At 74.6% G+C, this 26,393-nt stretch carries 22 protein-coding genes; 13 read left to right on the top strand and 9 right to left on the bottom strand.

Annotated features, from left to right (window positions below; genetic code table 11):
• Positions 1-195 precede the first annotated feature (195 nt).
• The 5 genes from AB0O40_RS13400 to AB0O40_RS13380 form a co-directional block, all read right to left on the bottom strand.
• Positions 196-699, bottom strand: coding sequence for an NUDIX hydrolase (locus AB0O40_RS13400; RefSeq protein ID WP_365039536.1), 504 nt, complete (start codon positions 697-699; stop codon positions 196-198).
• Positions 696-1,232: an NUDIX domain-containing protein gene (locus AB0O40_RS13395; RefSeq protein ID WP_365039533.1), complete on the bottom strand. Its 537-nt coding sequence runs from the start codon at positions 1,230-1,232 to the stop codon at positions 696-698. The genes AB0O40_RS13400 and AB0O40_RS13395 overlap by 4 nt, the downstream gene beginning before the upstream one ends.
• Before the next feature lie 17 nt (positions 1,233-1,249).
• Positions 1,250-1,375 (bottom strand): hypothetical protein, encoded by a 126-nt coding sequence (locus AB0O40_RS13390; RefSeq protein ID WP_365039531.1) that lies wholly within the window; start codon positions 1,373-1,375, stop codon positions 1,250-1,252.
• Positions 1,372-2,772 (bottom strand): MFS transporter, encoded by a 1,401-nt coding sequence (locus AB0O40_RS13385; RefSeq protein ID WP_365039528.1) that lies wholly within the window; start codon positions 2,770-2,772, stop codon positions 1,372-1,374. Before AB0O40_RS13385 ends, AB0O40_RS13390 begins: the two co-directional genes overlap by 4 nt.
• 79 nt (positions 2,773-2,851) lie before the next feature.
• Complete coding sequence (locus AB0O40_RS13380) at positions 2,852-4,723, bottom strand: ABC transporter ATP-binding protein (protein ID WP_365039545.1); 1,872 nt, start codon at positions 4,721-4,723, stop codon at positions 2,852-2,854.
• Positions 4,724-5,422: 699 nt separating this feature from the next.
• Here AB0O40_RS13380 and AB0O40_RS13375 point away from each other — a divergent pair.
• Genes AB0O40_RS13375 through AB0O40_RS13365 form a run of 3 tightly spaced genes read left to right on the top strand, consistent with a single transcriptional unit; the run spans position 5,423 to position 7,821 of the window.
• Positions 5,423-6,838: a S41 family peptidase gene (locus AB0O40_RS13375; protein WP_365039542.1), complete on the top strand. Its 1,416-nt coding sequence runs from the start codon at positions 5,423-5,425 to the stop codon at positions 6,836-6,838.
• 38 nt (positions 6,839-6,876) lie between these two features.
• Positions 6,877-7,266, top strand: coding sequence for an STAS domain-containing protein (locus AB0O40_RS13370; RefSeq protein ID WP_365039525.1), 390 nt, complete (start codon positions 6,877-6,879; stop codon positions 7,264-7,266).
• A gap of 42 nt (positions 7,267-7,308) precedes the next feature.
• The gene (locus AB0O40_RS13365; protein ID WP_365039522.1) at positions 7,309-7,821 is read left to right on the top strand and encodes an ATP-binding protein; all 513 of its coding nucleotides are present in this window, start codon (positions 7,309-7,311) and stop codon (positions 7,819-7,821) included.
• A gap of 38 nt (positions 7,822-7,859) precedes the next feature.
• Here the strand turns inward: AB0O40_RS13365 and AB0O40_RS13360 are convergent, their stop codons facing one another.
• Together AB0O40_RS13360 and AB0O40_RS13355 are read right to left on the bottom strand one after the other, a co-directional pair.
• Complete coding sequence (locus AB0O40_RS13360) at positions 7,860-8,300, bottom strand: ATP-binding protein (RefSeq protein WP_365039519.1); 441 nt, start codon at positions 8,298-8,300, stop codon at positions 7,860-7,862.
• Positions 8,301-8,625: 325 nt separating this feature from the next.
• Entirely contained in the window at positions 8,626-11,013 is a 2,388-nt protein-coding gene (locus AB0O40_RS13355; RefSeq protein WP_365039517.1) for a SpoIIE family protein phosphatase, read from the bottom strand.
• Positions 11,014-11,323: 310 nt separating this feature from the next.
• Between AB0O40_RS13355 and AB0O40_RS13350 the strand changes: the two genes are divergently transcribed.
• The 5 genes from AB0O40_RS13350 (at position 11,324) to AB0O40_RS13330 (ending at position 19,430) form a co-directional block, all read left to right on the top strand.
• A complete protein-coding gene (locus AB0O40_RS13350) occupies positions 11,324-11,485 on the top strand; it encodes a hydrophobic protein (RefSeq protein ID WP_365039514.1) in 162 nt (53 codons plus the stop codon).
• 84 nt (positions 11,486-11,569) lie between these two features.
• Entirely contained in the window at positions 11,570-11,920 is a 351-nt protein-coding gene (locus AB0O40_RS13345; protein ID WP_365039511.1) for a PRC-barrel domain containing protein, read from the top strand.
• A gap of 244 nt (positions 11,921-12,164) precedes the next feature.
• On the top strand, positions 12,165-16,445 hold the full coding sequence (locus AB0O40_RS13340; RefSeq protein WP_365039508.1) for a HAMP domain-containing protein: 4,281 nt from the start codon (positions 12,165-12,167) through the stop codon (positions 16,443-16,445).
• Between the two features lie 47 nt (positions 16,446-16,492).
• Positions 16,493-18,955 (top strand): SpoIIE family protein phosphatase, encoded by a 2,463-nt coding sequence (locus AB0O40_RS13335; protein WP_365039505.1) that lies wholly within the window; start codon positions 16,493-16,495, stop codon positions 18,953-18,955.
• 40 nt (positions 18,956-18,995) lie between these two features.
• A complete protein-coding gene (locus tag AB0O40_RS13330; RefSeq protein WP_365039502.1) occupies positions 18,996-19,430 on the top strand; it encodes an STAS domain-containing protein in 435 nt (144 codons plus the stop codon).
• Between the two features lie 33 nt (positions 19,431-19,463).
• On the opposite strand, the gene AB0O40_RS13325 is transcribed toward AB0O40_RS13330, so the two are convergent.
• The gene (locus tag AB0O40_RS13325; protein ID WP_365039499.1) at positions 19,464-19,922 is read right to left on the bottom strand and encodes an ATP-binding protein; all 459 of its coding nucleotides are present in this window, start codon (positions 19,920-19,922) and stop codon (positions 19,464-19,466) included.
• Positions 19,923-20,153: 231 nt separating this feature from the next.
• Between AB0O40_RS13325 and AB0O40_RS13320 the strand changes: the two genes are divergently transcribed.
• Positions 20,154-20,957 carry a DUF1206 domain-containing protein gene (locus AB0O40_RS13320; RefSeq protein WP_365039496.1) on the top strand — a complete coding sequence of 268 codons (804 nt, stop codon included), beginning with the start codon at positions 20,154-20,156 and terminating at the stop codon, positions 20,955-20,957.
• A 32-nt stretch (positions 20,958-20,989) separates the two neighbouring features.
• On the opposite strand, the gene AB0O40_RS13315 is transcribed toward AB0O40_RS13320, so the two are convergent.
• On the bottom strand, positions 20,990-21,310 hold the full coding sequence (locus tag AB0O40_RS13315) for an STAS domain-containing protein (RefSeq protein WP_365039493.1): 321 nt from the start codon (positions 21,308-21,310) through the stop codon (positions 20,990-20,992).
• Positions 21,311-21,623: 313 nt separating this feature from the next.
• Between AB0O40_RS13315 and AB0O40_RS13310 the strand changes: the two genes are divergently transcribed.
• From AB0O40_RS13310 to AB0O40_RS13295, 4 genes are read left to right on the top strand one after another with little or no spacing between them, the layout of a single operon-like run.
• The gene (locus AB0O40_RS13310; protein WP_365039490.1) at positions 21,624-23,309 is read left to right on the top strand and encodes a PP2C family protein-serine/threonine phosphatase; all 1,686 of its coding nucleotides are present in this window, start codon (positions 21,624-21,626) and stop codon (positions 23,307-23,309) included.
• On the top strand, positions 23,306-24,442 hold the full coding sequence (locus AB0O40_RS13305) for a cobalamin B12-binding domain-containing protein (RefSeq protein ID WP_365039488.1): 1,137 nt from the start codon (positions 23,306-23,308) through the stop codon (positions 24,440-24,442). Before AB0O40_RS13310 ends, AB0O40_RS13305 begins: the two co-directional genes overlap by 4 nt.
• Positions 24,439-24,825 (top strand): STAS domain-containing protein, encoded by a 387-nt coding sequence (locus AB0O40_RS13300; RefSeq protein WP_365039486.1) that lies wholly within the window; start codon positions 24,439-24,441, stop codon positions 24,823-24,825. The genes AB0O40_RS13305 and AB0O40_RS13300 overlap by 4 nt, the downstream gene beginning before the upstream one ends.
• A 58-nt stretch (positions 24,826-24,883) precedes the next feature.
• Positions 24,884-26,320, top strand: a complete 1,437-nt coding sequence (locus tag AB0O40_RS13295) for a serine/threonine-protein kinase (RefSeq protein ID WP_365039484.1) — start codon at positions 24,884-24,886, stop codon at positions 26,318-26,320.
• Positions 26,321-26,393 lie beyond the last annotated feature (73 nt).

Raw genomic sequence — 26,393 nt, 5'->3', positions numbered from 1 at the left:
GCCCTCGTTCACCTGCCGTGCAGCGCGCGGCGACCCGTCCGCCGGAACCTGCCCAGGACATCGAACGCACGGCCGGGGGGATTCGAAGAGTGAGCCGCACCCCTCCTGGGGTGCGGCCCGGCGGCGTTCTCGGGTGCGGCGCGGCATGCGCCGAGCCCGCGGTGGGACGGCTGCCTTGCGTCGGCACGTGCACGCTCACGCCTCCCAGTCCCAGGTGTCGAAGTACGCCGGGTGGCCGGAGTGGCGGGCGGTCATCACGGCTTCGAGGCGGGCGTGGTCGTGGGGTGGCATCAGGGCTCGCCACTGGGGCACGGTCAGGGCGCGGACGTGGTCGTGTTCGTCGGGGTCCAGGACGATCGCGGCGAGCCGGGCGGCGGAGAGCCGGCCGCCGTCGAAGACCCAGCCGGCCGTGGCCAGCGGCCAGTCCTCGCCCGGCAGGCCGAAGACGGTGGCCAGCAGCCGCGGCGGCCCCGCCACCTCGATGCCGGTCTCCTCCCGGCACTCGCGCACGGCCGTCTCCCAGGGCCGCTCACCCGGCTCGGCGATGCCGCCCGGCCACTGCCACGGGTGGGCGTCGGAGTAGGTGGCGCGCAACTGGACGGGCCGGTCGTCCTCGTCGGTGAAGAACACCGCCCCGAACACGACGGCCTTCGGCAGACCGGCCGCGAACTCCTCCGGCGGGAGCCATTCCTTGCTCATGATGCGTCTCCTCGCGTGCCTCCGCCGGGTGGTGGCCCGGGGAGCAGTCGGGTGCGGTCGGGGGTGGCCGGGGTGAACTCGACGGGGTCGGTCGGGTGTTGGAAGTGGACGGCGGCGGGGAGCGCGGCGCGGTAGGCGGTCAGGCCGGCCCGGCAGTACGCCACCATCGGGTCGGGGAGGGCGTCCAGGGGGTACCAGCCCATCCCGTCGCAGCGGTCCGGCTCCATGATCCGCGGACGGCCCGACCACCGGCGCACCTCGAAGAAGACGCCGAGGCGGGAGCGCGAGCCGGTGGGCGGGCGGTGGTGGACGGTGACGGCCGCGGTCACGTCCGCCGCCCCGATCAGCACGCCGGTCTCCTCGCGTGCCTCCCGGATCACGGCCCCGACCATGTCCTCACCGGCATCGAGATGCCCCGAGGGCAGATGCCACAGCCCCGAGGCGTACACCGGGCCGGCCCGGCGCGACAGCAGCACCTCAGGCCCTGTAGCCCCGTCCCGCCGCAGCACGAGGTGGACGTCCACGGGCACCATGTGCCGCTCCCCGCCACTCACTTCGTCCTCCGGAGGCTGCGTTCGGGGTGCCGGACGGCGGTGGTCCCGTCACCGGCGGGTGCGAGCGCGGGCGTGGGCTCGGGGCAGGCGGCCCGGGGGACGGCGGGCGTTGGCGGGCTCATGGAGTCGGCTCCTTCGGGGACGGGTCGGATGCGGAGGGCCGCGCCGGGTCCTGCTCGCCGAGGAGGGCGGCGCCGGTCGGCGGCGGGGCGGTGCGGAGGGCGCCGTCGGCCGGCGGCCCGGCGGTGAGCGGCATGGTCGTGAGGCGGCTGACAGGGGAGGGCCACAGGACGGCCACCGGTGCGGCCAGCAGGAGCGTGCCGACGAGGAGGGCGGTACGGGTGCCGTAACCGGTGGCCAGGGCGCCGGCGGTCAGAGCGGCGAAGGGCTTGCTGCCGGAGACCAGCCAGGTGGAGGTCTGCTGGGCCCGCGCCTGGAGCTGCGGCGGGCAGATCTGCTGGCGCAGCGACCGCTGGGTGGTGCCCGCCACCGCCGCGCCGGCGAGCTGGAGGGCGCCCGCCGCGGCCAGGACCGCCAGCCAGCCGGGTCCGGGCCCGGCGAGCAGCAGCGGCACGCCCGCCGCCGGGCAGGTGGCGAACCCGGCCAGGAGCGTGGGCCCCGGGCCGAAGCGGGCCACGATCCGCGGGGCCAGCAGCGCACCGCCGAGCGCACCCGCGCCGGAGACGCCCATCACGATCCCCAGACCGGTCGGGCCCACCGCCAGGGTGGTCAGCAGGTAGTAGGAGGAGAGCGCACCGGTCATGCCGACGCCCCACCCCGTGAGCGTCAGCGCGAGCACGAGGTCCCGGACCAGCGCGGTCCGCGCCGTGTACGCGAGACCTTCGGCGATCTCACCCGCGAAGCGGTACCGGTGCCGGGCCCCGCCCCCGGCCCCCGGCACCGGCCGCCCCCGCTCCGGGATCCGCGCCGCGCACCAGGCGGACACCAGGTACGACAGGGCGTCCAGCCAGAAGGCCCGGGCCGCGCCCACGACGGCGACGACCACCGTGCCCAGGTACGTACCGGCGGTCTCCGAGGCCCCGAAGGCGGCCCCGACCCGGGCGTTGGCCCGGTGCAGCAGGGCAGGGGCGACCAGCTGCGGGACGATCGCCAGGGCCGCGGCCTGGTGCAGGACGGTCACCGCGCCCACCACCAGCGCGACGGCGTACAGCACCGGCATCGACAGCACACCGGCCAGCGACGCGGCGGGCACGGCGGCGACGGCGGCGGCCCCCGCGAGGTCGGTGCCCACCAACAGGCCCCGCTTCGCGTGCCGGTCCACGACCGCCCCGGCCGGCAGCGCGAGCAGGAAGGTGGGCAGATGGGCCAGGGAGGCCAGCAGGGCGGCCTGCCCGGCCGTCGCGTGCAGCTCGAGGACGGCGAGCGCGGGCAAGGCCACCAGGTGCACCGAGGTCCCCACCAGCCCGGCGGACTCCCCGCACAGGTACCGCGTGAAGCCCGGCCCGAGCGCGGCGGCGGGCCCGGCGGCGGACGGCCGGGGCCGCGGCAGGCTCACCATGCGGCCGCCTCCGTCGGCGCCCGGTCCACGGGCATCCCGGCGGACCCGCTCCCCGTACCGGGTCCGCCGCCGGTGCCCGTCACGTGGGGTCCTCGGCGGGTACGGCGGCGCGGCCGGCCGTGGGCTGGGCCGGAATCGGGGCGTCGAAGGCCGAGGCCTGGAGCAGGTACGCGTCCCGGAAGTCGCCGGTGCCCGTCGCCGGGTCCATCAGCTCCTCGAAGGTGCCCGACTCCGCGACCCGGCCGTCCTTGAGGACGTGGATCAGGTCGGCGTGCCGCACCGAGTGCAGGCGGTGCGTGATCAGCACGATCGTCTGGCCGGTGGTCGCGGCCAGGTCCCTGATCCGGTCGAAGACCCGCTGCTCCGCCACCGCGTCCAGCGCGCTGGTGGGCTCGTCCACGATCAGGATCTCGGCCTGCCGGTACTTGGCCCGGGCGATGCCCACCCGCTGCCACTGGCCGCCGGAGATCTGGTGCCCGCCCCGGTAGCCCCGGGCCAGCAGCGTGTCCAGCCCGCGCGGCAGGTCGGCGAGGACCCGGTCGGCCCCGGAGAACTCCGAGGCCGCGCGGACCAAGTCGTCGTCGATGGCCCGGTCGGGCTGGCCGATGCCGACGTTCACCCGGTACGTGAAGGGCCACTGGTAGAAGTCCTGGGACATCAGGGCGACCCGGGCGAAGACCTGGTCGCGGTCGGCGGTGCGGGCGTCCACCCCGTCCCACCGGATCCGGCCGCCGCCCTCGTCCGGCAGGTACAGCCCGGCGAGCAGCTTGACCAAGGTGGACTTGCCGGAGCCGTTCTCACCCACCAGCGCGATGATCTTGCCGGTCGGGAAGCCGAGGCTGACCTCGTGCAGGGTCGGCTCGGGGGTCGTGCCGGTGCTGCCGGGGTAGGTGAAGGTGACCTTCTCGAAGCGGACCTCCCGCAGCTGTTCGGGCAGCGGCTGCCCGCCGGTGGGGATGGCCCGGGTCTCCGCCTCCTGGCACAGCCGCTCGAAGTCGGCCACGAACAGGCTCTCTTGGTGCAGTTCGGTGATCTGCAGCACCAGCGAGTCCAGGCTGGCGGCGCCGCTGCGGATGGCCAGGACGGCCGTGCCCGCGACCGCCAGTTCCATGGCGCCGCTCCACAGCAGCAGCCCCAGCGCCCCGTACGTGAGCAGGGTGGCCAGGCCACTGGCGCCGTCGGCGAAGAGCCCGATGCGGGCGGCCCGGCGGGCCAGCCGGGTCTGTTCGCGTTCGCTGGTCTCGGCCATGGTCCGGAAGTGGTCCAGCAGGAAGGGGCCGACGCCGTGGATGCGGACCTCGGCGGCGCCCTCCTTCTGGGTCAGCAGCTGGCCGAGCAGGTGTCCGGCCCGGGCGTGCTGGACGAAGGCGTGGAAGGAGACGTACTTCTGCCGGGAGATCATCAGCGAACTCCAGGCGCTCGGCAGGGTCATCAGCACCAGCAGCGGCAGCAGCACCGGGTGCAGGACGGTGAGCACGCCGGCCGCGGCGATCAGGGACACCGCGGCGTTCAGGGTGTTGGTGCAGTAGCGGATCATGCGCCGGGCGGAGTCCGCGCCGTAGCGGGCCGCGTCCAGGAGCCGGTGGAACTCGTCGTCCTCGATCGCCGCGAGTTCCGTACGGTGCACCAGCCCGAGGTACTGCTCCGTGGCCACCCGCTGGACCTTCGGTTCCAGGGCCCCGGTGGCCGCCGTCGACGCCGACCGCAGCAGCGACCCGGCGAACGCCGTCAGCGCCACGACCACCAGCGCCGGCACCGCCTGCCCGAGGCGCTGGTTGGTGCTGCCGCCCGCCAGGACGTGGCCGAGCACGCCGTTGACGGCGACCAGGCCGATCGCCTGGGTGACGCCGCGCCCGGCCTCGGAGCCCAGTACCACGCGCAGGGCGCGGGCGTCCGCCAGGTGCGCGAGCCGTACGCCGGTCATGACCAGGCGCGGCAACTCCCGGGCCATCCGCCAGAGTCCGAGCTCCAGCCACGCGCCCTCGTGCTGGTCCCAGCCGATGTCGTAGGCCAGCTCGCCGCCGAACAGCAGCCGCTCGGCGTCCGACACCCCCGCGGTGCCGGATCCGGGCTTCGCGTGCTTGCTCACGCCGTCCTCCTCGTATCCGGTCGTACGCCGTGGTGGCGGCGGACGGAAGGGCCGACGGGGCGCGCGGGGGCGTCAACGCGGCGCCCGGGCGCGGGCGGCCGGCCCGGGCCGGCCCCGGTCTGTTCGATTCGCGGGTGCGGTTCGGGCTGGTTCGGCGGTGGATTCACGGTTCCTCCGGATGGGCGCACGAGGGGTACTGGTGCTCTAAGAACGGCTCCCGATCGGGCGAGTCACGGCCGGATCGGGGGCGGCCGGTGAACGGATGTTCCAGTCCTTCCGGGTGGGCTTGGGGCGCCTGACCCGGCGCCGTTCAAACTCGCTCGAACAGGTTCACCTCACCCCGGCGGGGGATTGCGGGCCCCGCACCGTAGGGCGGTTTTCCGAACCGGAGCCGTCGTACTGGCAGCACCGCGGGCCGGCGGGACAGCCGGATGGCCGGGCAGCCGTCGCGGCGGCGAAGGTGGGTGACGTCCCCAGCGAGTGACTCAGCACCTCCCGCAGCACGTCCCACAGCAAGCCACCCAGCAAGCCACGCAGCACGTCATCCGTCGGAAGGGCCCGATCGTGAAATCCACCGCCACCACCACCGCCGTCGCCGCAGCCACCGCCGCCGCCGCGCTGGTCCTGACCGCGCAGCCGGCCCCGGCCGCCACCGTGCCCCGGCCGGCCGTGGACGGGATCTGGCGCACCGACGGCTACGGCACCGTGCTCGCCGTCCGCGACGGCCGGCTGCGCGAGTACCAGACCACCGCCGTCAGCTGCCTCCCGGGCGACACCGCCCGGCGCACCGGCCCGGGCACCTACACGGCGCCCGACGGGTCCGTCCTGACCCTGCGCCCGGGAGCGGACCGCACCCGGGCGACCCTGTCCGAGGACGGCTCGGCCGGCCACCGCGACCTGCGCCGCCTGGCGGCGCTCCCCGCTGCCTGCACGCGCCCGGCCGGCACGGACCCGCGGACGGCCTTCGACGTCTTCTGGCGGTCCTTCGAGGAGAACTACCCCTTCTTCGCTGCCAAGGGCGTCGACTGGCGGCAGGTGCGCGACCGCCACCGGCCCACCGTGCACGCCGACACCACCAAGGGTGAACTGTTCGCCGTCTTCCGCGCGATGGTCGCGCCGCTCCACGACGCCCATGTCGCCGTCCAGGACGGGGACCGCGTCTTCGCGCAGGGCCGCCCCGGCACCGTCATGCCCTCCGCGGAACTGGACGCCAAGGTCAAGAAGTTCGTCGTCGCCCGGGACCTGGCACAGGCCCGCAACCGCCGGGACTTCGGCAACGGCCGGATCACCTACGCCGACCTCCCCGGCCGCCTCGGCTACCTCCGGATCTCCGGTTTCGGCGGCTACGCGGCCGAGGGCGCCCCGTACGCGGTCCAACAGGCGGTGCTGGAGGACGCCTTGGACGCGATCCTCACCCGGGAGCGGACCCCGCACCTGCGGGGCCTGATCATCGACCTGCGGGTCAACGGCGGCGGCTCGGACGCCCTGGGCCTGCGGATCGCCCGGCGGCTGACCGACGCCCGCTACCTCGCGTACGCCAAGCGGGCCCGCAACGACCCCGCAGACCCCGCCCGGCACACCCGCCCCCAGCCGGTGTACGTCACGCCCGCCGACGGCCCCCGGTACACCGGCCCGGTCGCCGTCCTGACCGGCGGTTCGACGGTCAGCGCCGGGGAGACCTTCACCCAGGCCCTCATGGGCCGGCCCGGTGGCACGGTCCGGATCGGGCAGCCCACCCAGGGCGTCTTCTCGGACGTCATGCGCCGCAGGCTCCCGGGTGGGCTGGCCGCCTGGCTCCCGAACGAGGAGTTCCTGACCCGCGCCGGCCGGACCTTCGACGGCCCGGGCATCGCGCCGCATCTGGCCGAACCCGTCTTCACCGCGCGGGAGTTCGCCGGAAATCGGGACTCGGCCTTCGACCGGGCCGTGCAGGTCCTGTCCCGCCCGCTGTTGGCCGAGCGGGCCCCCGCTGCGTAGAGTCGCCGTGCCCGGGATGACGAGGAGAAGACACGAGCATGCGCCCCGAGAACGACGACGAGACGGTCCGGCAGCCGGCGGCAGCGCCCGAGGGCGTGCTGGTCGAGGTGCGGCACACGGACACCGGCGCGGCGCTGTGTTCGATCGCCGGGGAGCTGGACATCGAGCTGATGGAGCCGGCCGAGCGCGCCCTGGCCGCGCTGGTGGACGCGCGTCCGCCGGTGCTCGTGGTCGGGCTGGCCGAGGTCACCTTCTGCGACTCCTCGGGGCTGAACCTGCTGCTCAAGACGCGGGCCGCGGCGGCGGCCGCCGGGATCGGCTTCCGGCTGGCGGCCGTGCCGCCGACCGTGATGCGGGTCCTGGAGCTGACCGGCACCCAGGCCGTCTTCGCCCTGCACGCGACGGTCGACGAGGCCCTTGCGGCCTGAGGCCCGTCCGGACGACCGTCGAGACCGAAGGGGTACCCGTAGATGACCACGAGCCGGGGGACCGCGGCCGGTGGACGGCCGGACGGGGGCGCGGCCGGCAGCCGGCGCCGGCTGGAACTGGCGGGCCTGGCCCGGCCGTCCGCCGCCGCCAAGGCCTTCACCCGCCGGGCGCTGGCCGACTGGGCCTGGGACGCGGGCGCGCCGGGGGTGGACGACGAGGTGGCCGAGGACGTGGTGCTGGTGGTGGCCGAACTGGTCGCCAACGCCGTGGTGCACGCCGGCGGGCCACTGGCGATGGTGCTCGACGCCTCCGGGTCCCGGCTGCGGATCGAGGTGAGCGACGGCTCGGACGAGCCGCCCGCCCCGCGGCGGCACCAGCGGGCGGCCCAGCCGGGCGGTCACGGCCTGCTGATCGTCGAGCGGGCCACCGACCGCTGGGGCGCCGACCGGCGGGAGCGCGCCAAGACCGTCTGGGCGGAGGTGGACGTGGCCCGCCTGTGCGCCGGGCGCTCCCCGGGCCCGTCCCCGTCCGGCGGGCCGGAGCGGGGCGCCTGAGTCCCGGCGCCGGCCCGTACCGGCCGCCGGGGGCGGTGTCAGGAGCTGCGCGCGGCGCCGGTGCGCAGCCGCTCGGCGTCGAACTCGGCCCAGACGACCTTGCCGTTCTCGTGCGGGACGGCCCCCCAGTCGTCGGTGAGCCGCTGCACGATGTGCAGGCCGTGGCCGCCCGGGACGCCGGGGCGCGGCGCGGTCTGCAGGCGGGGCAGTTCGCCCGAGCCGTCCCACACCTCGACGCGCAGCACGTCCCCGGACTCGAGCAGGAGTTCGTGGCAGCCCTTGGCGTGCAGGTTGGCGTTGGTGACCAGTTCGGAGACGACCAGGAGGACGTCCTCGGTGGTGTCCTGGTCGCCCCAGCCCCAGTCGGTCAGCGCCGAGCGGGCGAACTCGCGTCCGCGGCTGACCTGTCTGGGGGCGTCTCGCAGGACGAGCCGGCGGCGCTGGCGCAGCGCCGGGCTCCGGGCGTCCGGTGCGGGCACTCCGGGATCCGGTCCGATCGTCTGCACTGCCGCCTCGCTCCGTCCTCGCCCAGGCACGCGCCTGGTTTCCGTGTACCCCGTCACCCTACGGACGCCGGGGGCGGGGCGCAGCCGAAGCACTGTACCCCGTCCGCGCCCCCGTACTCCCGGTCACCTGCGGCCCTGTGCGTGGCGGCCGCGGCCACGGCGGGGGACCGTGAGGATCAGGGCCATCAGCATCGGCACGGTGAGCAACATCATGATTCCCATGACGGGCCTCCCTGTGAGAGCAGGATGCCTACCGTCTGGCCGCTGAGAGCGGGCCCAAACCCACCCGTCCCGTACATCACCCGCTCTGCGGACCGGCCGGGGGGTCGGGCAGCCGGATGTGCACCACGCACGTGTCGTCGCGCTTGGCGGCCCGCCCGAGCAGGGGCGAGAGCAGGGCGCCCAGCGGGTCGGGGGCCCCGGGGGTGCAGAGCCGGGCGGCGGTGGTGGCCAGCCGGTCCAGCCCCTCGTCCAGGTGTTCGGTGGGCTTCTCGACCAGCCCGTCGGTGTACAGGAGGATCTGGTCGCCGGGGCGCAGCCGGTAGCGGGCCTCGGCGTAGCGGGGCTCGTGGGTGGCGCCGAGCAGCACGCCGGCCGGCCGCTCCAGGTACCCGGCCACGCCGTCGCGGATCAACAGCGGCGGCGGGTGGCCCGCCTGGGCCCACGTCAGGCAGCGCTCGACCGGGTCGTACACCGCCATGATCATGGTGGCGGTGCCGAAGCGGGCGTCGCCGGTGTGCAGGAGGAGCTTGTTGAGCCGGTGCAGCGCCTCCACCAGCGGGCTGCCGGTGATGATCATGCCCTTGGTGCTGAACCGCAGCTGGGCCATGGTCGCCACCGCGTCCAGGCCGTGGCCCGCCACGTCCCCCACGACGAACAGGGCCTGTCCGTCGGGCAGTTCGATGGCGCTGTACCAGTCGCCGCCGACGTTCACGCCGTCCTCGGAGGGCTGGTACGCCACCTGGACGTCCAGTCCGGCCAGGTGCAGCGACTGGCCGGGGATCGGCAGCAGGGCGTGCTGGAGGCGGGAGGCGAGGGTGCGCTCGGCCTGCAGCAGGCCGAGCTGGCGGGCCATCGCCCGCTCGGAGCGCAGCAGTTCGTCCTCGGCCTGCTGCTGCCGGGTCAGGTCCTGGAAGAGGCCGTGGACCTCGACGGGGGTGCCCGCCGCGTCGACCACCGCCTCCGCGACGACCCGGACGTGCCGGACGCCCGCCGGGGTGGCGATGCGGATCCGGCGGTCCAGCGGCACGGCCCGGTGCAGCAGCTCGCGGACCGCCCCGGCGGCCTCCGGGCCGTCCTCGGGGAGCAGGTGCTGGGGCAGGTCCTCCCAGGAGATGGGCCCGTGGGCCGGATCGCGTCCGAAGACGGCGTACGCCTGGTCGGACCACTCGGCCGCGCCGGTCGCCGGGTCCCACTGCCCCCAGCCGAGGTTGCCCAGCCGCTGCATGTCCGCCAGGCGGTGCGCCTCGCGCTCGTCGGTGTCGTGCCGCACCCAGCTGACGACCAGCCGGCCGGCCAGCGGGACCGCCCGGACGGAGAAGGTGGAGTGGCGCGGGGGGCCGGCGGAGACCTCCTCGTACGTGAAGGGCTCGCCCTCGTAGACGGTGCCGCTCTCCAGGGCGTCCACGTAGCCGTGCCACAGGGAGGTGCCGAGCACGGTCGGGTAGTTCTCCAGCACCCGCAGGCCGATCAGCTCCTTGCCGCGGCGGCCCCCGATGTCGAGGGCCCCGGGCGAGGCGGCGTCCACGCGGAAGTCCTCGACCCCGCCCAACGGCCCGCGGACCGGGGTGAGGAGGATCACCGAGCCCGGCAGGGTGTCGAGCATCCGCTGGGCGGCGGCCGTCTCCGCGTCGGCGGCCGGGACGGCGGCCGGCAGCGCGCCGAGCGCGGCCCCGCAGCGCCGGGCGGCCCGCCGGAGCAGGTCGCGGGTGGCCTCGTCGAAGGGCTCGGAGCGGGTGCGCAGGAAGCCGACGGCCGCCGAGGCCGCGCCGGGCACCGGGCAGGGCAGCCAGGCCCGCGAGGGCCAGCGGGCGGGCTCGCCGATCAGGGCGTACCGCGCGGCGTCCGCCGCCGGGTCCGCCAGCCAGACGGGCCGGCCGCTCTCCAGCGCCTGGAGGGGGGCAACGGCCACCCCGGGCGGCACCCGACGCCACTGCTCGGCCAGTTCCGGGCCGAGCCCGGCATCGCCCCACAGCTCCAGCCCGCCGCCGCCGGCGGCCGCCGTGTAGATCACCACGCAGTCCACCCCGGCCGCCGGGCCGAGGTGGTGGCGCAGGCCCGCGGCGACGGCCTGCGCGGAGACGGCCCGCGTCAGGGTCTCGGCCAGGCCGCGGGGGAGGACGGTGTGCGCGGCCGACCCGGTGGCCGGCCGGGTTCTCGGTCTGGGGACCGTGCCGCCCTCCGCCGCGTCCGGCGTCCGGCCGGTCGCCGCGGCCTCCTCCAGTAAGGCCCAGGACTCCGTCAGCAGGGAGTGGCCGTGCCGGTGCGCCGCCGCCTCCAGGGCCGCGTACGCCTGCTCGGCGGAGAGCCGCGCGGATCCCATCAGCACGCCCCGGGCCCGCTCGACCACCGCGCTCTCGGCGGCGTCGGACCGGGCGCGGGCGAGTTCGTCCCGCAGTCGGGCCACGACCTTGGCCATGGCCAGCTTCTCGGCCGGGCCGTCGGACTTCTCGGGAGGGCGGGTCATGATCCGAGGATCGCACGTGCGCGGGCCCCGGACGGCGTCTATCGGCGCGCTCGTCAGGGCTTGTGCGCCATCGGCCGCGGCCACCGCGGGAGCCGACCGCGCCGGCGCACCACGGCCCGCCCACGGGGCGCACGCGCCCGGCCGGTACGGCCGGCCGGGGCGGGCGGCCGGGGCGGGCGGGGCCGCCGCCACCCGGTCCGTGACCGTCCTCGGAAACCCGTCCGTACGGGTCCCGGAAATGGCATGAGTCAATTCGCGGATCCGGGGCAGGCGAGCGTCACGACAGCCACAAGACGACGGAGGTTCCCCCATGCTCCCCCTGCTGCTGGTCCTGCTCCTCGCCCTCCTCCTCTTCGGTATCGGCTTCGCCGTGAAGGTGCTGTGGTGGGTGGCCGTGGCCGTGCTCGTCGTGTGGCTGCTGGGCTTCATCGCCCGTCCCGCGGGCAGCAGCGGCCGCTGGTACCGCTGGTAGCGGCGGCCCGGACCCGGGACCCCCGGCGCCGGACGCCGGAGCGCGAGACGCCGTGCACCACCGACGAGAAGGGACTTCGCTTCCATGAACGAGGACATCTGGGCCTACCGGCTCCCCGCCGGTCACCCGACCATGGACCTGACGGGCTACAAGGTCGAGGCCGTGGACGGCTCCATCGGCAAGGTCGACAAGCACTCCGCCGAGACCGAGGCCGCCTGGATCGTGGTCGACACCGGTCCGTGGATCTTCGGCCGCGAGGTGCTGCTGCCGGCCGGCACGATCACCCGCATCGACACGGCGGAGGAGAAGATCTACGTCGACCGCACCAGGGAACAGGTCAAGGACTCACCTGACTTCGTCAAGGAGAAGCACCTCGACGACGTCGACTACCACCGCGAGATAGGTGGCTACTGGGGCGGCGCACTGCGGTTCTGACCGCGGGCCGACGGCCACCGCCGACCGGACGCGCACGCGTCCGCGGGGCGGTGGCCGCCCTGTGACCGGAGCCGGACGCGCTGCCCGGCCCGGCCCCCGGAGGGCCCCCGAACTGGGGTAACCTCCTGCGCGGTAGGCGTGTCCGTGCCGTGCACCTGCGAAGGAATCGCCGAACTGGTGTGTGCGGCGCGTGTGATCGGGATGTCGGCCACCGGGCCGGCGGGCTAGGGAAGGCGACGTTCGAATGGCTGGCTCAACCCCGTCCGACGGTTCACGGGCGCACACGGGATCCGACCGCGGGGCCGCGCAGGTCGGCGAGCCGGAACTGCGGCTGCTGCTGGCGGGTCTGACGGCGGTCCGCGACGGCGACTTCGGCACCCGCCTGCCCGGGGACGCCGACGGCCTGCTCGGCGAGATCGCCACCGTCTTCAACGGCATGGTCGACCAGCTCTCCCGCTTCACCTCGGAACTGACCCGGGTGGCCCGCGAGGTCGGCACCGAGGGCAGACTGGGCGGCCAGGCGCAGGTGCCCGGGGTCTCGGGGACCTGGGAGGACCTGACCGACTCGGTCAACGCGATGGCCGGCAACCTCACCACGCAGGTCCGCGACATCGCCCAGGTCGCGACGGCGGTGGCCAAGGGCGACCTGTCGCAGAAGATCACCGTCACCGCCCGCGGCGAGATCCTGGAGCTGAAGAACACCGTCAACACCATGGTGGACCAGCTCAGCTCCTTCGCCGGGGAGGTCACGCGCGTGGCCCGCGAGGTCGGCACCGAGGGCATCCTCGGCGGCCAGGCCGACGTCAAGGGCGTCTCGGGCACCTGGCGCGACCTCACCGACTCCGTCAACTTCATGGCCGGCAACCTGACCGGCCAGGTCCGCGCCATCGCCCAGGTCGCCACCGCCGTCGCCGACGGCGACCTGTCGCAGAAGATCACCGTCACCGCCCGCGGTGAGATCCTGGAACTGAAGGACACCATCAACACGATGGTGGACCAGCTCAGTTCCTTCGCCGGGGAGGTCACGCGCGTGGCCCGCGAGGTCGGCACCGAGGGCCGGCTGGGCGGCCAGGCCGACGTCCGGGACGTCTCCGGTACCTGGCGCGACCTCACCGAGTCCGTGAACGTCATGGCGGACAACCTCACGGCGCAGGTGCGCTCGATCGCCGAGGTCACCACCTCCGTGGCCCAGGGCGACCTGACCCAGAAGATCAGGGTGGACGCCCGCGGCGAGATCCTGGAGCTGAAGGAGACCATCAACACGATGGTCGACCAGCTCTCCGCCTTCGCCGACGAGGTCACCCGGGTCGCGCGCGAGGTGGGCACGGCCGGCAACCTGGGAGGCCAGGCGACGGTCCGGGGCGTCTCGGGCACCTGGAAGGACCTCACGGACAACGTCAACGTGATGGCCTCCAACCTCACCGGGCAGGTCCGGTCCATCGCCCAGGTCGCCACCGCCGTGGCCCGGGGCGACCTCTCGCAGAAGATCACGGTCGAGGCCAAGGGCGAGGTCGCCGAACTGGCCGGGGTCATCAACACGATGGTCGACACCCTCTCTGCCTTCGCCGACGAGGTGACCCGGGTGGCCCGAGAGGTCGGCACCGAGGGCATCCTCGGCGGCCAGGCGCGGGTGCCGAACGTGGCGGGCACCTGGAAGGACCTGACCGACAACGTCAACTTCATGGCGCACAACCTGACCAGCCAGGTCCGCAACATCGCCCAGGTCACCACCGCGGTCGCCAACGGCGACCTCACCCGCAAGATCGACGTGGACGCCCGCGGCGAGATCCTGGAGCTCAAGACCACCATCAACACGATGGTCGACCAGCTCAGTTCCTTCGCGGCCGAGGTCACCCGCGTCGCCCGCGAAGTGGGCAGCGAGGGGCGGCTGGGCGGCCAGGCCGAGGTGGAGGGCGTCTCCGGCACCTGGAAGCGGCTGACGGAGAACGTCAACGAACTGGCCGGCAACCTCACGCGCCAGGTCCGGGCCATCGCCGAGGTGACCGGCGCGGTGGCGGAGGGCGATCTGACCCGCTCGATCACGGTCGACGCCTCCGGCGAGGTCGCCGACCTCAAGGACAACATCAACTTCATGGTGGAGTCCCTGCGCGAGACCACCCGCGCCAACGAGGAACAGGACTGGCTCAAGACCAACCTGGCCAGGATCTCCGCCCTGACCCAGGGCCGGCGGGACCTCGCGGCGGTCGCCGACTCCATCATGGACGAGCTCACCCCGCTGGTCTCGGCCCACTGCGGCGCCTTCTACCTGGCCGAGGACACCCCCGAGGGCACGGTCCTGCAGTTCGTGGCCTCGTACGCCTTCCCGGAGGGCGCCCGGCCCACCCGCTTCCGGCTCGGGCAGTCCTTCGTCGGACAGGCCGCCCGCAGCAAGAGCCCCATCGGAGTGGACTCCCTCCCGCCGGACTACCTCGCCGTCTCCTCCGGGCTCGGCCGGACCGAGGCGCTGCACCTGATCGTGCTGCCGATCGTGGTCGAGGAGCAGGTGCTGGGCGTCATCGAGCTGGCGTCCGTGCACCCCTTCACCCAGGTCCACCGCGCCTTCCTGCACCAGCTGACCGACGTCATCGGCGTCAACCTGAACACGATCATCGCCAACGCCCGCACCGACGAGCTGCTGGGGGAGTCGCAGCGGCTGACCGCCGAACTCCAGGCCCGCTCCAAGGAACTGCAGGTCCGTCAGGAGGAGCTGCAGGCCTCCAACGCGGAACTGGAGGAGAAGGCCGAGCTGCTGGCCGCGCAGAACCGCGACATCGAGACCAAGAACCTGGAGATCGAGCAGGCCCGCCAGGAACTGGAGGCCCGCGCCCACCAGCTCTCGCTGGCCTCCAAGTACAAGTCGGAGTTCCTGGCCAACATGAGCCACGAGCTGCGCACCCCGCTCAACAGCCTGCTGATCCTGGCCCAGTTGCTCGCCCAGAACCCCAGCCGCAACCTGACCACCAAGCAGGTCGAGTACGCCGGCATCATCCACTCCGCCGGCTCCGACCTGCTCCAGCTCATCAACGACATCCTCGACCTGTCCAAGGTCGAGGCGGGCAAGATGGAACTGAACCCGCAACCCGTCTCCATGGGCAGGCTGCTGGACGACATGGAGGCCACCTTCCGGCCGATGACCGGCCAGAAGAACCTCTCCTTCACCGTCCGGACCTCCCCGGACGTGCCGGCCGAACTGCTCACCGACGACTACCGGCTCCGCCAGATCCTGCGCAACCTCCTGTCCAACGCGGTGAAGTTCACCGAGAGCGGCAGCGTCGAACTGCGCATCGAGCCGGCCGGCGAGGCACGCATCCCGGAGGTCGTGCGGCGCTCCGGGCCGGTGCTCGCCTTCCACGTCACCGACACCGGCATCGGCATCGCCCCCCAGCACCTGGAGAGCGTCTTCGGCGCCTTCCAGCAGGCCGACGGCACCACCAGCCGCAAGTACGGCGGCACCGGGCTCGGGCTCTCCATCAGCCGCGAGATCGCCTTCCTGCTGGGCGGGGCCATCACCGCCGAGAGCACGGTCGGCGCGGGCAGCACCTTCACGTTCTACCTGCCGGTCACCAGCCCCGCCGACGAGAGCGCCGCGGCGGGCGCACCGGGAGCGGCGGCCGGCGCCGCCGAGCTCACCGGCCGGACCCCGGACGCCCTCCCGGCCGCCCCGGCCCGCCCCCGCCGCCTCCTGGTCGTCGAGGGCCGCCCGCACGGCCTGCTCTCGCTGGTGGCGGAGAACGCCCTGACCGAACTGCCCGGCACCACCGACGCGTCGGGCCGGCGCGAGGTGGAGCTGATCACCACCGTCGGCGCCCACGAGGCCGCGGCCAGCCTGGCCGCCGGCCCCTGCCACGCCGTCGTCCTCGAACTGGACCTGCCGGACGGCGCCGCCGTCGGCCTCCTGGAGGAGATGGACCGGGACCCGGCCCTGCAGGCCGTCCCCGTCCTGGTGCACAGCGGCCGGGGCATCGCGGCCGAGGACGAGCGGCTGCTGCGCGAACGGCACGGCGCCCAGCTGGTCGAGCTGATCACCAGCCTCGACGAGCTGCGCGAGCGGATCGCCCTGCACATGAGCGCGGACCGCCCCGGGGACCTGGTACCGCAGGCCCGGCGCCCCGAGCCGGGCGACGACTGGGAGCCCCGCCGCGCCTCGCCGCTGGCCGGCCGTACCGCGCTGGTCGTCGACGACGACGACCGCAACCTCTACGCCATCACCGGCATCCTCGAACTGCACGGCATGCGGGTCCTGCAGGCCGAGAACGGCCGCGCCGCACTCGACGCCCTGGCCGCGCACACCGGGATCGACGTGATCCTGATGGACGTGATGATGCCCGAGATGGACGGGTACACCGCGACCGCGGCCATCCGCGCCATGCCCGAGCACGCCGACCTGGCCATCATCGCGGTCACCGCCAAGGCCATGGTCGGCGACCGGGAGAAGAGCCTCGCCTCGGGAGCCACCGACTACATCACCAAGCCGGTCGACGCGGGCGACCTGGTGGGCCGGATCCGGCGCCACCTGACCCCGTGACCCGCGCGCCGGCCGCCGGCCGCCGGCAGACCCCCAGGAGCTGAACAGTGCGCCACCCCCAAGACCCGCGAGCCGCCGACGGCGTGACCGTCCGCGTGCTCGAGCAGGCCGGGGCCGAGGACGCGGTCACCACCGCACTTGAACGGGACGCCGACGACGGCGCCACCGCCGTGGGCCGGCTCGCCTCCACCGTAGAGCGGCTGCAGCGCGAGCTGGAGCAGGCCCACGCGGACGCGGCCGGCCGGACCCTGGTGGAGATGGCCGTCGGCGTGCTGATCGAGCGGCTGCGCTGCGGGCCCACCGAGGCCGGCGCGCAGCTGGCCACCCTCGCCCAGCAGGCCGGCGTCCCGGTCCTCGAACTGGCCGCCGACCTCGTCAACCAGGTCGCCGCCGACACGATCTCGGAGGCGGCCCGGGAGTTCATCGCCGCCCAGGCGACCCCGGCCGCCGAATCGGTGGGACTGCGGCTGCGCAACGCCGAGGCGCACACCCTGGTCGCCGCCGACACCGAGGCCGCGGCCCGCTCGATGCTGGACCACGCCCTGCGCCCGCTGGGCGCGGTCGCCGTCGCGGTCTGGGCGGCCCACCCCGACCAGTCCCTGTCCCTGGCCGGCAGCGCCGGCTTCAGCGACCACGAGGCCCGCCGCTGGCGGCACGTCCCGCCCGGGGTCTCCACCCCGGCCCGCCGCGCCCTCGACGAGCGCGCCCAGGTCGAGTACCCCAACCTGGCCGGGGCCGGCCTGCCCTCCATCGGCCAGCACGAGATCGGCGGCGGCCGGCTGGCCGTGCCCGCCGGGATCGGCGGCCGCCTGACGGGCGTGCTGGAGATCTGCTGGCCCGACGAACCGCCCGCCCGCTCCCAGCCGTTGGAGCGGCAGTTCGAGGCGCTGGCGGAGCTGGCCGCCGCGACGCTGGAGACCTGGGCCGACAACGGCTCGCCCACCCCCGGGGCTCCCGACGCGCAGCTGGAGGGGCTGCGGCAGCTCACCGACGGACTCGCCGACCCGTGCCTGATCCTGCACGTGGCACCGGACAGCACCGAACTCCCGCTGCAGTTCACCATCGGGCACGTCAACCCCTCCTTCGTCGACTTCGCCGGCCGGCCCGGCAGCGCCGTCCTGGGCGCCCGGCTCCTGGAGGCCTATCCGCTGGCGGCCGAGTCCGGCGGGCTCTTGGAGAAGGTCGAGCACGTCTTCGTCACCGGGGAGCCCTTCCGCACCCCGAACATGACGCTCACCGCCGTGGTCGACGGCGTGCCGCTGAGCGCCCGGGCCCGGGTCAGCATCAGCCGGCACGGTGGCTACCTGGTCGTGGTCTGGCGGCTGGCCGACGGCACCCCGCGGGTGGCCCGGCTCCTGCAGCACGCCCAACGCCTGGGCCGTATCGGCGGGTTCGAGGAGAACCTGCTGACCCGCCAGACCGGCTGGAACGAGACGATCTACGAGCTGTACGGGCTGCCGCTGTCCGCCGCGCCGGTACCGCTGGACGGACTCGCCGACCACGCCCACCCCGACGACCGGCCCGCCATCGGCCGCTTCCTGCGGACGCTGCTGCACCACCGGCGGCCGGCCTCCACGGCCTTCCGCCTCCAGCGCCCGGACGGCGTCGCCCGGCACATCCGGATCGTCGCCGAGCCGGTGCCCGACGCCGACGGCCGGCTGGGCGTGGTCCGCGGCGCCTACCAGGACATCTCCGCCCAGCACTGGACGGAGGTGGCGCTGGCCGCCACCCGCGACCAGCTGGCCCAGACCGAGCAGCAGGCCGTGGAGCGCAGCCGGCTGGTCCTCCAGCTCCAGCACGCGATCATGCCCCCCGCGGTCGGCCCCCAGGACCTGCACGACCTGCGGGTGGCGGTCCGCTACCGCCCCGCGGAGAAGGAGCACCTGGTCGGCGGCGACTGGTACGACACGCTCACGCTGCCCTCCGGCGCGGTCCTGCTGTGCGTGGGTGACGTGGCGGGCCACGGCATCGAGGCGGCGACGGGCATGGTGGCGCTGCGCAACGCGCTGCGCGGCCTGGCCGCCACCGGCGCCGGCCCGGCCCAGCTGCTGACCTGGCTCAACAGCATCACCCACCACCTGACCGAGAGCCTGACCGCGACCGCCGCCTGCGGCCTGTACGACCCCGCCACCCGGCGGCTGCGCTGGGCCCGCGCCGGGCACCCGCCGCCCGTCCTGCTCCGGAACGGCCGGGCCGAGAACCTGCCCCAGCTCGGCGGGATCCTGCTGGGCGTCCTGGACCAGGCCGAGTACGACGAGGACGAGGTGGTCCTGGAGCCGGGGGACACCCTGGTCATGTACACCGACGGCCTGATCGAGCGCCGGGACCAGTCCCTGCAGACCTCCCTGGCCAACCTGCTCGCCCTGACCGAGCAGGCCGGCGGGGACGCCGGCGGCGGGCCGGGCGCGCTCGAGGCGCACCTCGACCACCTGCTGCGCTACAGCGCCTCCGACACCGACGACGACACCTGCCTCGTCGGGATCTCGGTGGCCGCGGCGGACGGGCCGTGACGGGCCGCAGCCGGGCCCGGTGACGAAGGAGGAGACGGGGATGGATGCCGAGGAGGAGTACGAGAACGTGAAGGGCCGGGAGACGGTGAAGGACCAGGAGAACGCCGTCGGGCAGTGCGACGCGCTGGAGGACGACGTGTCGGTGGAGGTGCGGCGCACCGACACCGGGGCGGCCGTGTGCGCGCTGGCCGGGGACCTCGACATCGAGACGATGGAGCCCGCCGAGCTGGCGCTGGCCGCCCTCCTGGGAGAGCGGCCGCCGGTGCTGGTGGTGGCCCTTCAGGGGGTCGGGTTCTGCGACTCCTCGGGCCTGAACCTGCTGCTGCGCACCAGAACCTCGGCGGCGGCGGCCGGTACGGCCTTCCGCCTGGCGGAGGTGCCCCCCACGGTGATGCGGGTGCTGGAGCTCACCGGCGCCCGGTCCGTCTTCGCCCTGCACGCGACGGTCGAGGAGGCCCTGGCACCCGCGCCCTGAACCCGTCCGGCGCCCGCTCGCGGACGAGCGGCCTCAGCGGCCGCGCGGCGCGCCCGTGCGCAGCCGCTCGGCGTCGATCTCGGCCCAGACGACCTTGCCGTCGGCGTACGGGAGGACGCCCCAGCGGTCGGCCAGCCGGTGCACGATGTGCAGGCCGTGGCCGCCCGGCAGCCCGGGGCGGGCCGTGGTCCGCATCCGGGGCGGCTCGGGTGAACCGTCCCACACCTCCACGCGGAAGACCTCGCCGGCGCCGAGGACCAGCTCGCGGGCACCGCCCGCGTGCAGGGTCGCGTTGGCGAGCAGTTCGGAGGCGACGAGCAGGGCGTCCTCGGCCGTGTCGGTCCCGTCCCAGCCCCAGTCGCCCAGCGCCTCTTTGAGGAAGCGGCGTCCCCGTGCGCACTCCCGGCCCACCCCGCGCAGCACCAGCCGACGGCGCACCCGCACCCGCTCGGTGGGGGGTACCGCTACGGTCTCCGGTTCGATGGCCTGCACAGTGGCATCACTCCGTCCTCGGCTAGGCGACTCCGACAGGTGGCGTATCCCCGGGGATCACCCTGCGGAGGCCGGCGGCGCGCCGCGCACACCGTTCCACCTCGTGCGCCTACCCCGTGCCACCGGCGCCATGCGCGGCCCCGCGCCCTGCCGTACGGTCGGCGGCCGCAGCGCATGGCGGCCCGCCCGGCGGGCAGACGCGCGTCGACAGGGAGGGGATGAGACATGTCGGTGACGCCCGGAAGAAGCGACGGCACGCACACGGCGGTGGCCGTGGCGGCGCGCTGCGGTCTGGTCACGCGCGGAGTGCTGTACCTGCTGGTGGGGCTGCTGGCCCTGCGGGTGGCCTTCGGCCACAGCGGCAAGGAGGCCGACCGGACCGGGGCCCTGGCCGAGCTCGCCGACCACCCGTACGGGCGGGTCCTGGTGTGGGCGGTCGGCATCGGCCTGGTGGCCATGGCGCTGTGGCGGCTCTCGGAGGCCGTCTTCGGGGGCACCGGCCCCGACGGCCGCAAGTGGTCCAAGCGGACCGCCTCCGCCGGCCGCTTCCTCTTCTACGTGGTGGCGGCCTACTCGGCGCTGTCCTTCGCCGCCGGCCGCGGCGGCCACCGCTCCGGCGACGAGCAGTCCCGGGACGCGACGGCCCGGTTCCTGGACCTGCCGGCGGGCCCGTGGCTGGTGGGCCTGGCGGGCGCGGCCATCGCGGTCGGCGGTGTCGTGATCGCGGTGTCCGCGGTGCGGCTCACCTTCCGCAAGGAGATGGACACCGCCCGGCTGCCGGAGGGCGTGCGCCGGGCCGTGGACGTGCTCGGCGTGGTGGGCGGCACCGCGCGCGGTGCCGTGTTCACGGCCGCCGGCGTCTTCGTCTGCTACGCCGCTGTCTCCTACGACCCGGGCAAGGCCAAGGGCCTGGACGACACGCTCCGTACTTTCGCGCAGACCCCGGCCGGCCCCTGGCTGCTGGTGGCCGTCGCGGTCGGGCTGCTGCTCTTCGGCCTGTTCTCCTGGGCGCAGGCCGCCTGGCGCCGGATCTGACCGGCGGCCCGCGGCCGTCGGCCCTCCGTCGGCTACCCGGCCGGGTCCCGGGGGACGACGGTGATCACGGTGTCCAGGCCCAGCTGCCGGAGCAGGGCGTGCTGGCGCCGGCCGACCCCGACCAGGCTGAGGCTGCCGTCCAGCCGCGCCAGCCGCCGGTACCAGCCCAGCAGCAGGGTGATGCCGCTGGAGTCGAGGTGCGCGGTGCCGGAGGCGTCCAGGGTGAGGTGCCGGCAGCCCTCGTCGATGATGCGGTCGCCGATCGCGCGCAGTCCGGGCACGGCGTCCAGATCGACGTCCTGCGGCAGTCGGGCGGTGACGTGGTCCCCGGTGCGGGCGGTGATCTGCAACACGGTGCTCCCTCGGCCGCACCGACCCGCGCATCACCGACGGGCGAACTGCTGGGCGACTGTTCGCTGGGCTGGGTGGTGACCACCCTACTCATGGCGTTGCCCGGTCCGGTGGCCCCCGGGCGGCGTGCCACGGTACGGGGCCGACGGCGCAGCCGGCGGTGGATGTGACGGTTGTATGGGGGTTTGTGGGGTGGGTTGCATCGCTGGGGTGGATGCGGGACGGTGGCCGGAGGCTTTTGTCCTCCACACCCGGAAGGTTCCTGTCCTCCAGACCCGGAAGGTGGTGAGGTACGCACGACGCGTGCCTCCGCTTGTGTCTGTTTCCCGCGGTTCCTCCGCCCGGCCCCGCAGTGCCGACGCCAACGTCGTCGCCACGTGGGGCGATGCCCCCTACCCCGTCCTGGTCCTCGACCGGCACGGCGGCCTGATAGAGGCCAACGAGGCCGCCCGGCAGGTGCTTCCGCGCGCGGCCGACGGCGACCGGCTGCACGAGGCGGCGCCGTCCTGGCTGGCCGACGCCCACCGGCGCATCGCCGAAGGACCGTCCGGCACGGCGCCGGCCCCGGCCGACGGCCCGTTGACCGGCGTGATCGGGGACCGGGTCTTCGAGGCCCACCCCACGGCCGCGCCGGACGGCGGCGAGGTCGTCTGGTGGCTGGTGGACCACACCGACCGCACGGTCGCCGAGGCGGCCCTGGACAGCGCCCGCAGCCGCTCCGAGATCCTTTCTGAGGCCTCCTCGACCCTGCTGTCGACGCTCAACGTGCCCCGCTGCATGGAGATGGCCGCCGCCCTGGCCGCGCAACACCTCGCCGAAGCGGCGGTGTTGGTCGCCCCCGCGCAGGGCCGACGGCATCCGCTGACCTTCGCCCGCCGCGGCGCCCCGGCCGTCCAGGTCGGCCGTCGCATCGACCCGCGCGGGGTGCCGGGCCTCGCCGAGGCGTTGCAGGGCTTCCCGCCGGTCCCCACCCGCTGGATCAACCCCGCGGCCGTCCCCGACTGGGTGGTCCCCGACGGCTTCGCCGGGCCGGTCGGCTCGGTGATCGTGGTCCCGCTGCCCGGGTACGGGGTGCCCGCCGGGGCCCTCATCCTGCTGCGCTCGAGCACCGAACAGGCCTTCACCGACGGCGAGGAGGTGCTGGCCCGGCTGTTCGCCGCCCGTGCGGGCGCCGCCCTGTCGGCGGCCCGGCTGTACACCGAGCAGGCCACCATCACCGCCACGCTGATGCGGGAGTTGCTGCCGCCGGAGCTGGGAGCCGTACACGGCGTGGAGTACGCCGGCGGCTACCGCGCCTCGACGGACCACGAGCGGGTGGGCGGCGACTTCTACGACGTCCACCCCGGCGCGCACCCCTCGCAGGAGACCCTGGTCGTCCTCGGCGACGTCTCCGGCAAGGGCCTGGACGCGGCCGTGCTCACCGGCAAGATCCGCAACACCCTGCACGCGCTGCTGCCCCTGGCCGAGGACCACCAGCGGGTCCTCGACCTCCTCAACGGCGCCCTGATCTCCTCCCACCACACCCGCTTCGCCACCCTCGTCATGGCCTCGGTACGCCGCCGCGCCGGCCGGGCGCACCTGCGGCTGACCAGCGCCGGGCACCTGGCCCCGCTGATCGTGCGCGCCGACGGCACCGTCGAGCCGGTGCCGACCCGGGGCACCCTCGTCGGCGCCCTGCCGGCGGTACCCGCCCGCACGCTCGAACGGGTGCTCGCCCCGGGGGAGACCTGCCTGCTCTACACCGACGGCATCACCGAGGCGCGCGGCGGACCACTGGGCGACGAACTCTTCGGCGAGCGGCGCCTGAAGCGGGCGCTGGCCGAGTGCGCGGGCATGCCGGCCGAGGCGGTCGTGGAGCGGGTGCAGATGCTCGCCGCACAGTGGCTCGGGACCGGGCGGCACGACGACATGGCCGTGGTGGCGATCAGCGCGCCGAAGGCGGGCCTGCTGTCCGTGGTCGACGGCGGCCCGGGCACTCACGAAAGGAGAAGGAACGGGTGAACGACCCTGCCCTGGCAGCAGAGTTGAGGGACCGGCTGTGGGACTCGGTGGCGGCCGGCGACGAGCACGGCGCCGTGCTCGTCCTGCACCGGGCCCTGGAGTCCGCGGACTGCGACGAGGAGACGCTGCTCCTGGACGTGATCGCGCCGGTCCAGGCGAAGGTCGGCCGTGAGTGGGCGGCCGACCGGATGACGGTGGCGCAGGAGCACACCGCCACCGCCATCAACGAACGGGCCGTCGCCGCCCTCGCGCACCGGCGCACCGTCGGCGGGCCCACCGGCACCCCGGGCGGCAGCCGGCAGGCGCTCGCGCCCGGCGGGGCGCACCGCGGCCGGGTGACGGTCAGCTGCGTGGACGGTGAATGGCACGCCTTCCCCGCCCGGCTCCTCGCCGAGACGCTGCGGCTGCGCGGCTGGCAGGTCGACTACCTCGGCGCGCAGACCCCCACCCCGCACCTGATCGCCCATCTGCACCACACCCACCCCGACGCGGTCCTGCTGTCCGGGTCGCTGCCCACCCACCTGCCCACCGCGCACGCCGCCATCACCGCCTGCCAGGCCATCGGCGTCCCCGTCATGGCCGGCGGCCGCGCCTTCGGCGCCGACGGGCGCCACGCCCGGGCCCTGGGCGCCGACTGCTGGGCTCCCGACGCACGAGCGGCGGCCGACGCGCTCCGGGCCGGGCTGCGGCGGCCGGTCCCGGCGGCGATCCGGCAGGCCGTCGAGGACCTGCCGCACCTGGACGACCAGGAGTACACGCTGGTCGTCCAGAGCCGCGCCCAGCTGGTCAAGCAGACCCTGGTCGACCTCGAAGGGCGCTTCCCGGCCGCACGCGGCTACTCCGAGGCGCAGCGCGAGCGCACCGCGGAGGACCTGGCCCACATCGTGGACTTCCTGGCCACCGCCCTCTACCTGGACGACGCCGAGCTGTTCACCGGCTTCCTCACCTGGACCGCCGACATCCTCGGGGCCCGCAAGGTCCCGGCCCGCTCGCTGACCGCCGGGCTGGAACTGATGGCCGGTCAACTGCACGACTTCCCGCGGGCATCGGCGCTCATCCGGCACGGCACCACAGCCCTGCGGGAACGCCCCGCCCGCCTCGCCCCCGTCCCCGGCCCCGCTTCCCGCGTATGACGAACCTGCCACCCGCCCCGTTCACCTGCACCGCCCGCCGCACCGCCGCCACCCTGACCGTGCGGATCGCGGGCGAACTCGACCACGACACCTGCGACCAGCTCGTCGAGACCGTGGTGGACCAGCTGTCCCGCCCGCCGGCGCCGCGCGCCGTCCGCCTGGACTTCCGGCACCTGACGTGGATCGACTCCTCGGGGCTGTCGGCCCTGTTGATGGTCCACCGCCGTACCAGTGCCCTGGGCGCCGTGCTGCACCTGGACGACCGGCCCCCCGTCCTGGAGCGCATGCTGCACCTGACCAACGTCCTCGAATACCTCACGGCCCTCGCTCCGGAGTCCGGCGAAACCGGCCCCGACGACGACCTGGCGGGCGCCGACGCCTGAGTTCTGTCGTACGGTGCACCGGGGCGGTACGCGGGGGGCGGGCCGCGGAGGGGGACGCATGGACGCGGTGGCGGGGCAACTGGTCGCGGACCGGTACCGGTTGGACCGGCTCCTGGGATCCGGCGGCTTCGGCCGGGTCTGGGCGGCCGAGGACACCGTGCTCGGCGTGCGGGTGGCCGTCAAGGAGCTCCGGCTCGGGCACGTCCCGCCGGAGGAGCGCCCGGAACTCCTGGTCCGGGCCGCGCGGGAGGCACGGCACGCCGCCCGGTTACGCGACCACCCCCACATCGTGACCGTGTACGACGTCCTCGAAGTCGACGCCGCCGCCTGGATCGTGATGCGACTGGTCGCGGGGCAGTCCCTCGCCGAACTGCTCAGGGCGGAAGGGGCGTTGAGCGAGAGCCGGACCCGGGCGATCGCCCGGGCCGTCCTGGACGCCCTGCGGTTCGTGCACGGGGCGGGCATCACCCACCGGGACGTGAAGCCCGCGAACATCATGGTCACGCCCGACGGGGACGTCCTGCTGACCGACTTCGGGATCGCGGTGGACCGGGCCGACACACGACTGACCCGGACCGGCCTGGTCGCCGGTACGCCGGGGTACACCGCCCCGGAGCGGTGGCTGGGAGCGGAACCGAGCGGGGCGTCCGACCTCTACTCGCTCGGTGTGACGCTGTACCAGTCGGTGGAGGGCCGGCTGCCCTTCCCGCCGGAGGATCCGGTGGCGGCACTGACGGGGACACCACCGCCCGCACGGCGCGCGGGCGCGCTCGCACCCCTGATCACGAGCCTCCTGGCCGGAGACCCGGCCAGGAGGCCCACGCCTGCCGAGGCGATCGCCCTGCTCGACGAGCACCGGGACGCAGCGCCGGCGCAGCCAGACGGTACGGGGGGCCAGGGGAAGGAGCAGGCCACCCTCCGCCTCACCGAGTCCGAGGTCTTCTCCCGCGTGGTGAAGAAGCAGGCCGGCGAAGGGGCAGGCTGGGGAGTCCTCTTTGGCCTCCCCGCAGGGTTCAACGAGAAGTTTGCGGCCGTCTTCGACTTCCCGAACGAGGTGCGGAACCACGTGACGGCAGGGGTGGTCGCCTTCTTCCTGGTGCTGATCTGCAAGACCCTCTACGGCATCTTCCGGGGGGAGTCGGCCACGTCCGACATCATCGTCGTGGACCGCGACGGGCTCGTGATCACCAGGAGCGACCTGTGGCAGACCTTCACCATCAAGTGGAGCGCGGTCGACCAAATCGCCCTGGGAGTCCTCTCGCCGTCCGGGGCGCTCGCGAAGAAGTCGGTCCGGGTCTGGTTCCGGGAAGGCGGCGAACCGTCCCGGGAGTGGCTGCGCAAGCACCGGATCCCGAAACAGTGGCCGGACGGGAGCTACACCCTCTACAAGGGCGACCACGAGCCCCACATCCCTGTGGAACGCCTCCACGAGGCGCTGCGCACCTTCGCGGGGTCGCGCTACAGGGACGTGGCCAACCCGCCGGACCCGCACTGAACCGGGCGCTGCTGTTCGGCGGCATGCGGGGAGGTCGCCCCGTCGTGAGTAGACAGTGTCTACGGCCATCGGA

The organism is Streptomyces sp. NPDC089919 (assembly GCF_040684615.1).
Classification (GTDB): domain Bacteria; phylum Actinomycetota; class Actinomycetes; order Streptomycetales; family Streptomycetaceae; genus Streptomyces.
Note: the sequence above shows the minus strand (reverse complement) of the source record. Positions and strands in the feature narration are given on the sequence as shown.

What these genes read in the sequence shown, in the direction of transcription:
- AB0O40_RS13400 (WP_365039536.1), bottom strand. Translation starts at nt 699, where the DNA reads ATGAGCAAGGAATGGCTCCCGCCGGAGGAGTTCGCGGCCGGTCTGCCG.
- AB0O40_RS13395 (WP_365039533.1), bottom strand. Translation starts at nt 1,232, where the DNA reads ATGGTGCCCGTGGACGTCCACCTCGTGCTGCGGCGGGACGGGGCTACA.
- AB0O40_RS13390 (WP_365039531.1), bottom strand. Translation starts at nt 1,375, where the DNA reads ATGAGCCCGCCAACGCCCGCCGTCCCCCGGGCCGCCTGCCCCGAGCCC.
- AB0O40_RS13385 (WP_365039528.1), bottom strand. Translation starts at nt 2,772, where the DNA reads ATGGTGAGCCTGCCGCGGCCCCGGCCGTCCGCCGCCGGGCCCGCCGCC.
- AB0O40_RS13380 (WP_365039545.1), bottom strand. Translation starts at nt 4,723, where the DNA reads ATGGCCCGGGAGTTGCCGCGCCTGGTCATGACCGGCGTACGGCTCGCG.
- AB0O40_RS13370 (WP_365039525.1), top strand. Translation starts at nt 6,877, where the DNA reads ATGCGCCCCGAGAACGACGACGAGACGGTCCGGCAGCCGGCGGCAGCG.
- AB0O40_RS13365 (WP_365039522.1), top strand. Translation starts at nt 7,309, where the DNA reads ATGACCACGAGCCGGGGGACCGCGGCCGGTGGACGGCCGGACGGGGGC.
- AB0O40_RS13355 (WP_365039517.1), bottom strand. Translation starts at nt 11,013, where the DNA reads ATGACCCGCCCTCCCGAGAAGTCCGACGGCCCGGCCGAGAAGCTGGCC.
- AB0O40_RS13350 (WP_365039514.1), top strand. Translation starts at nt 11,324, where the DNA reads ATGCTCCCCCTGCTGCTGGTCCTGCTCCTCGCCCTCCTCCTCTTCGGT.
- AB0O40_RS13345 (WP_365039511.1), top strand. Translation starts at nt 11,570, where the DNA reads ATGAACGAGGACATCTGGGCCTACCGGCTCCCCGCCGGTCACCCGACC.
- AB0O40_RS13340 (WP_365039508.1), top strand. Translation starts at nt 12,165, where the DNA reads ATGGCTGGCTCAACCCCGTCCGACGGTTCACGGGCGCACACGGGATCC.
- AB0O40_RS13330 (WP_365039502.1), top strand. Translation starts at nt 18,996, where the DNA reads ATGGATGCCGAGGAGGAGTACGAGAACGTGAAGGGCCGGGAGACGGTG.
- AB0O40_RS13300 (WP_365039486.1), top strand. Translation starts at nt 24,439, where the DNA reads ATGACGAACCTGCCACCCGCCCCGTTCACCTGCACCGCCCGCCGCACC.
- AB0O40_RS13295 (WP_365039484.1), top strand. Translation starts at nt 24,884, where the DNA reads ATGGACGCGGTGGCGGGGCAACTGGTCGCGGACCGGTACCGGTTGGAC.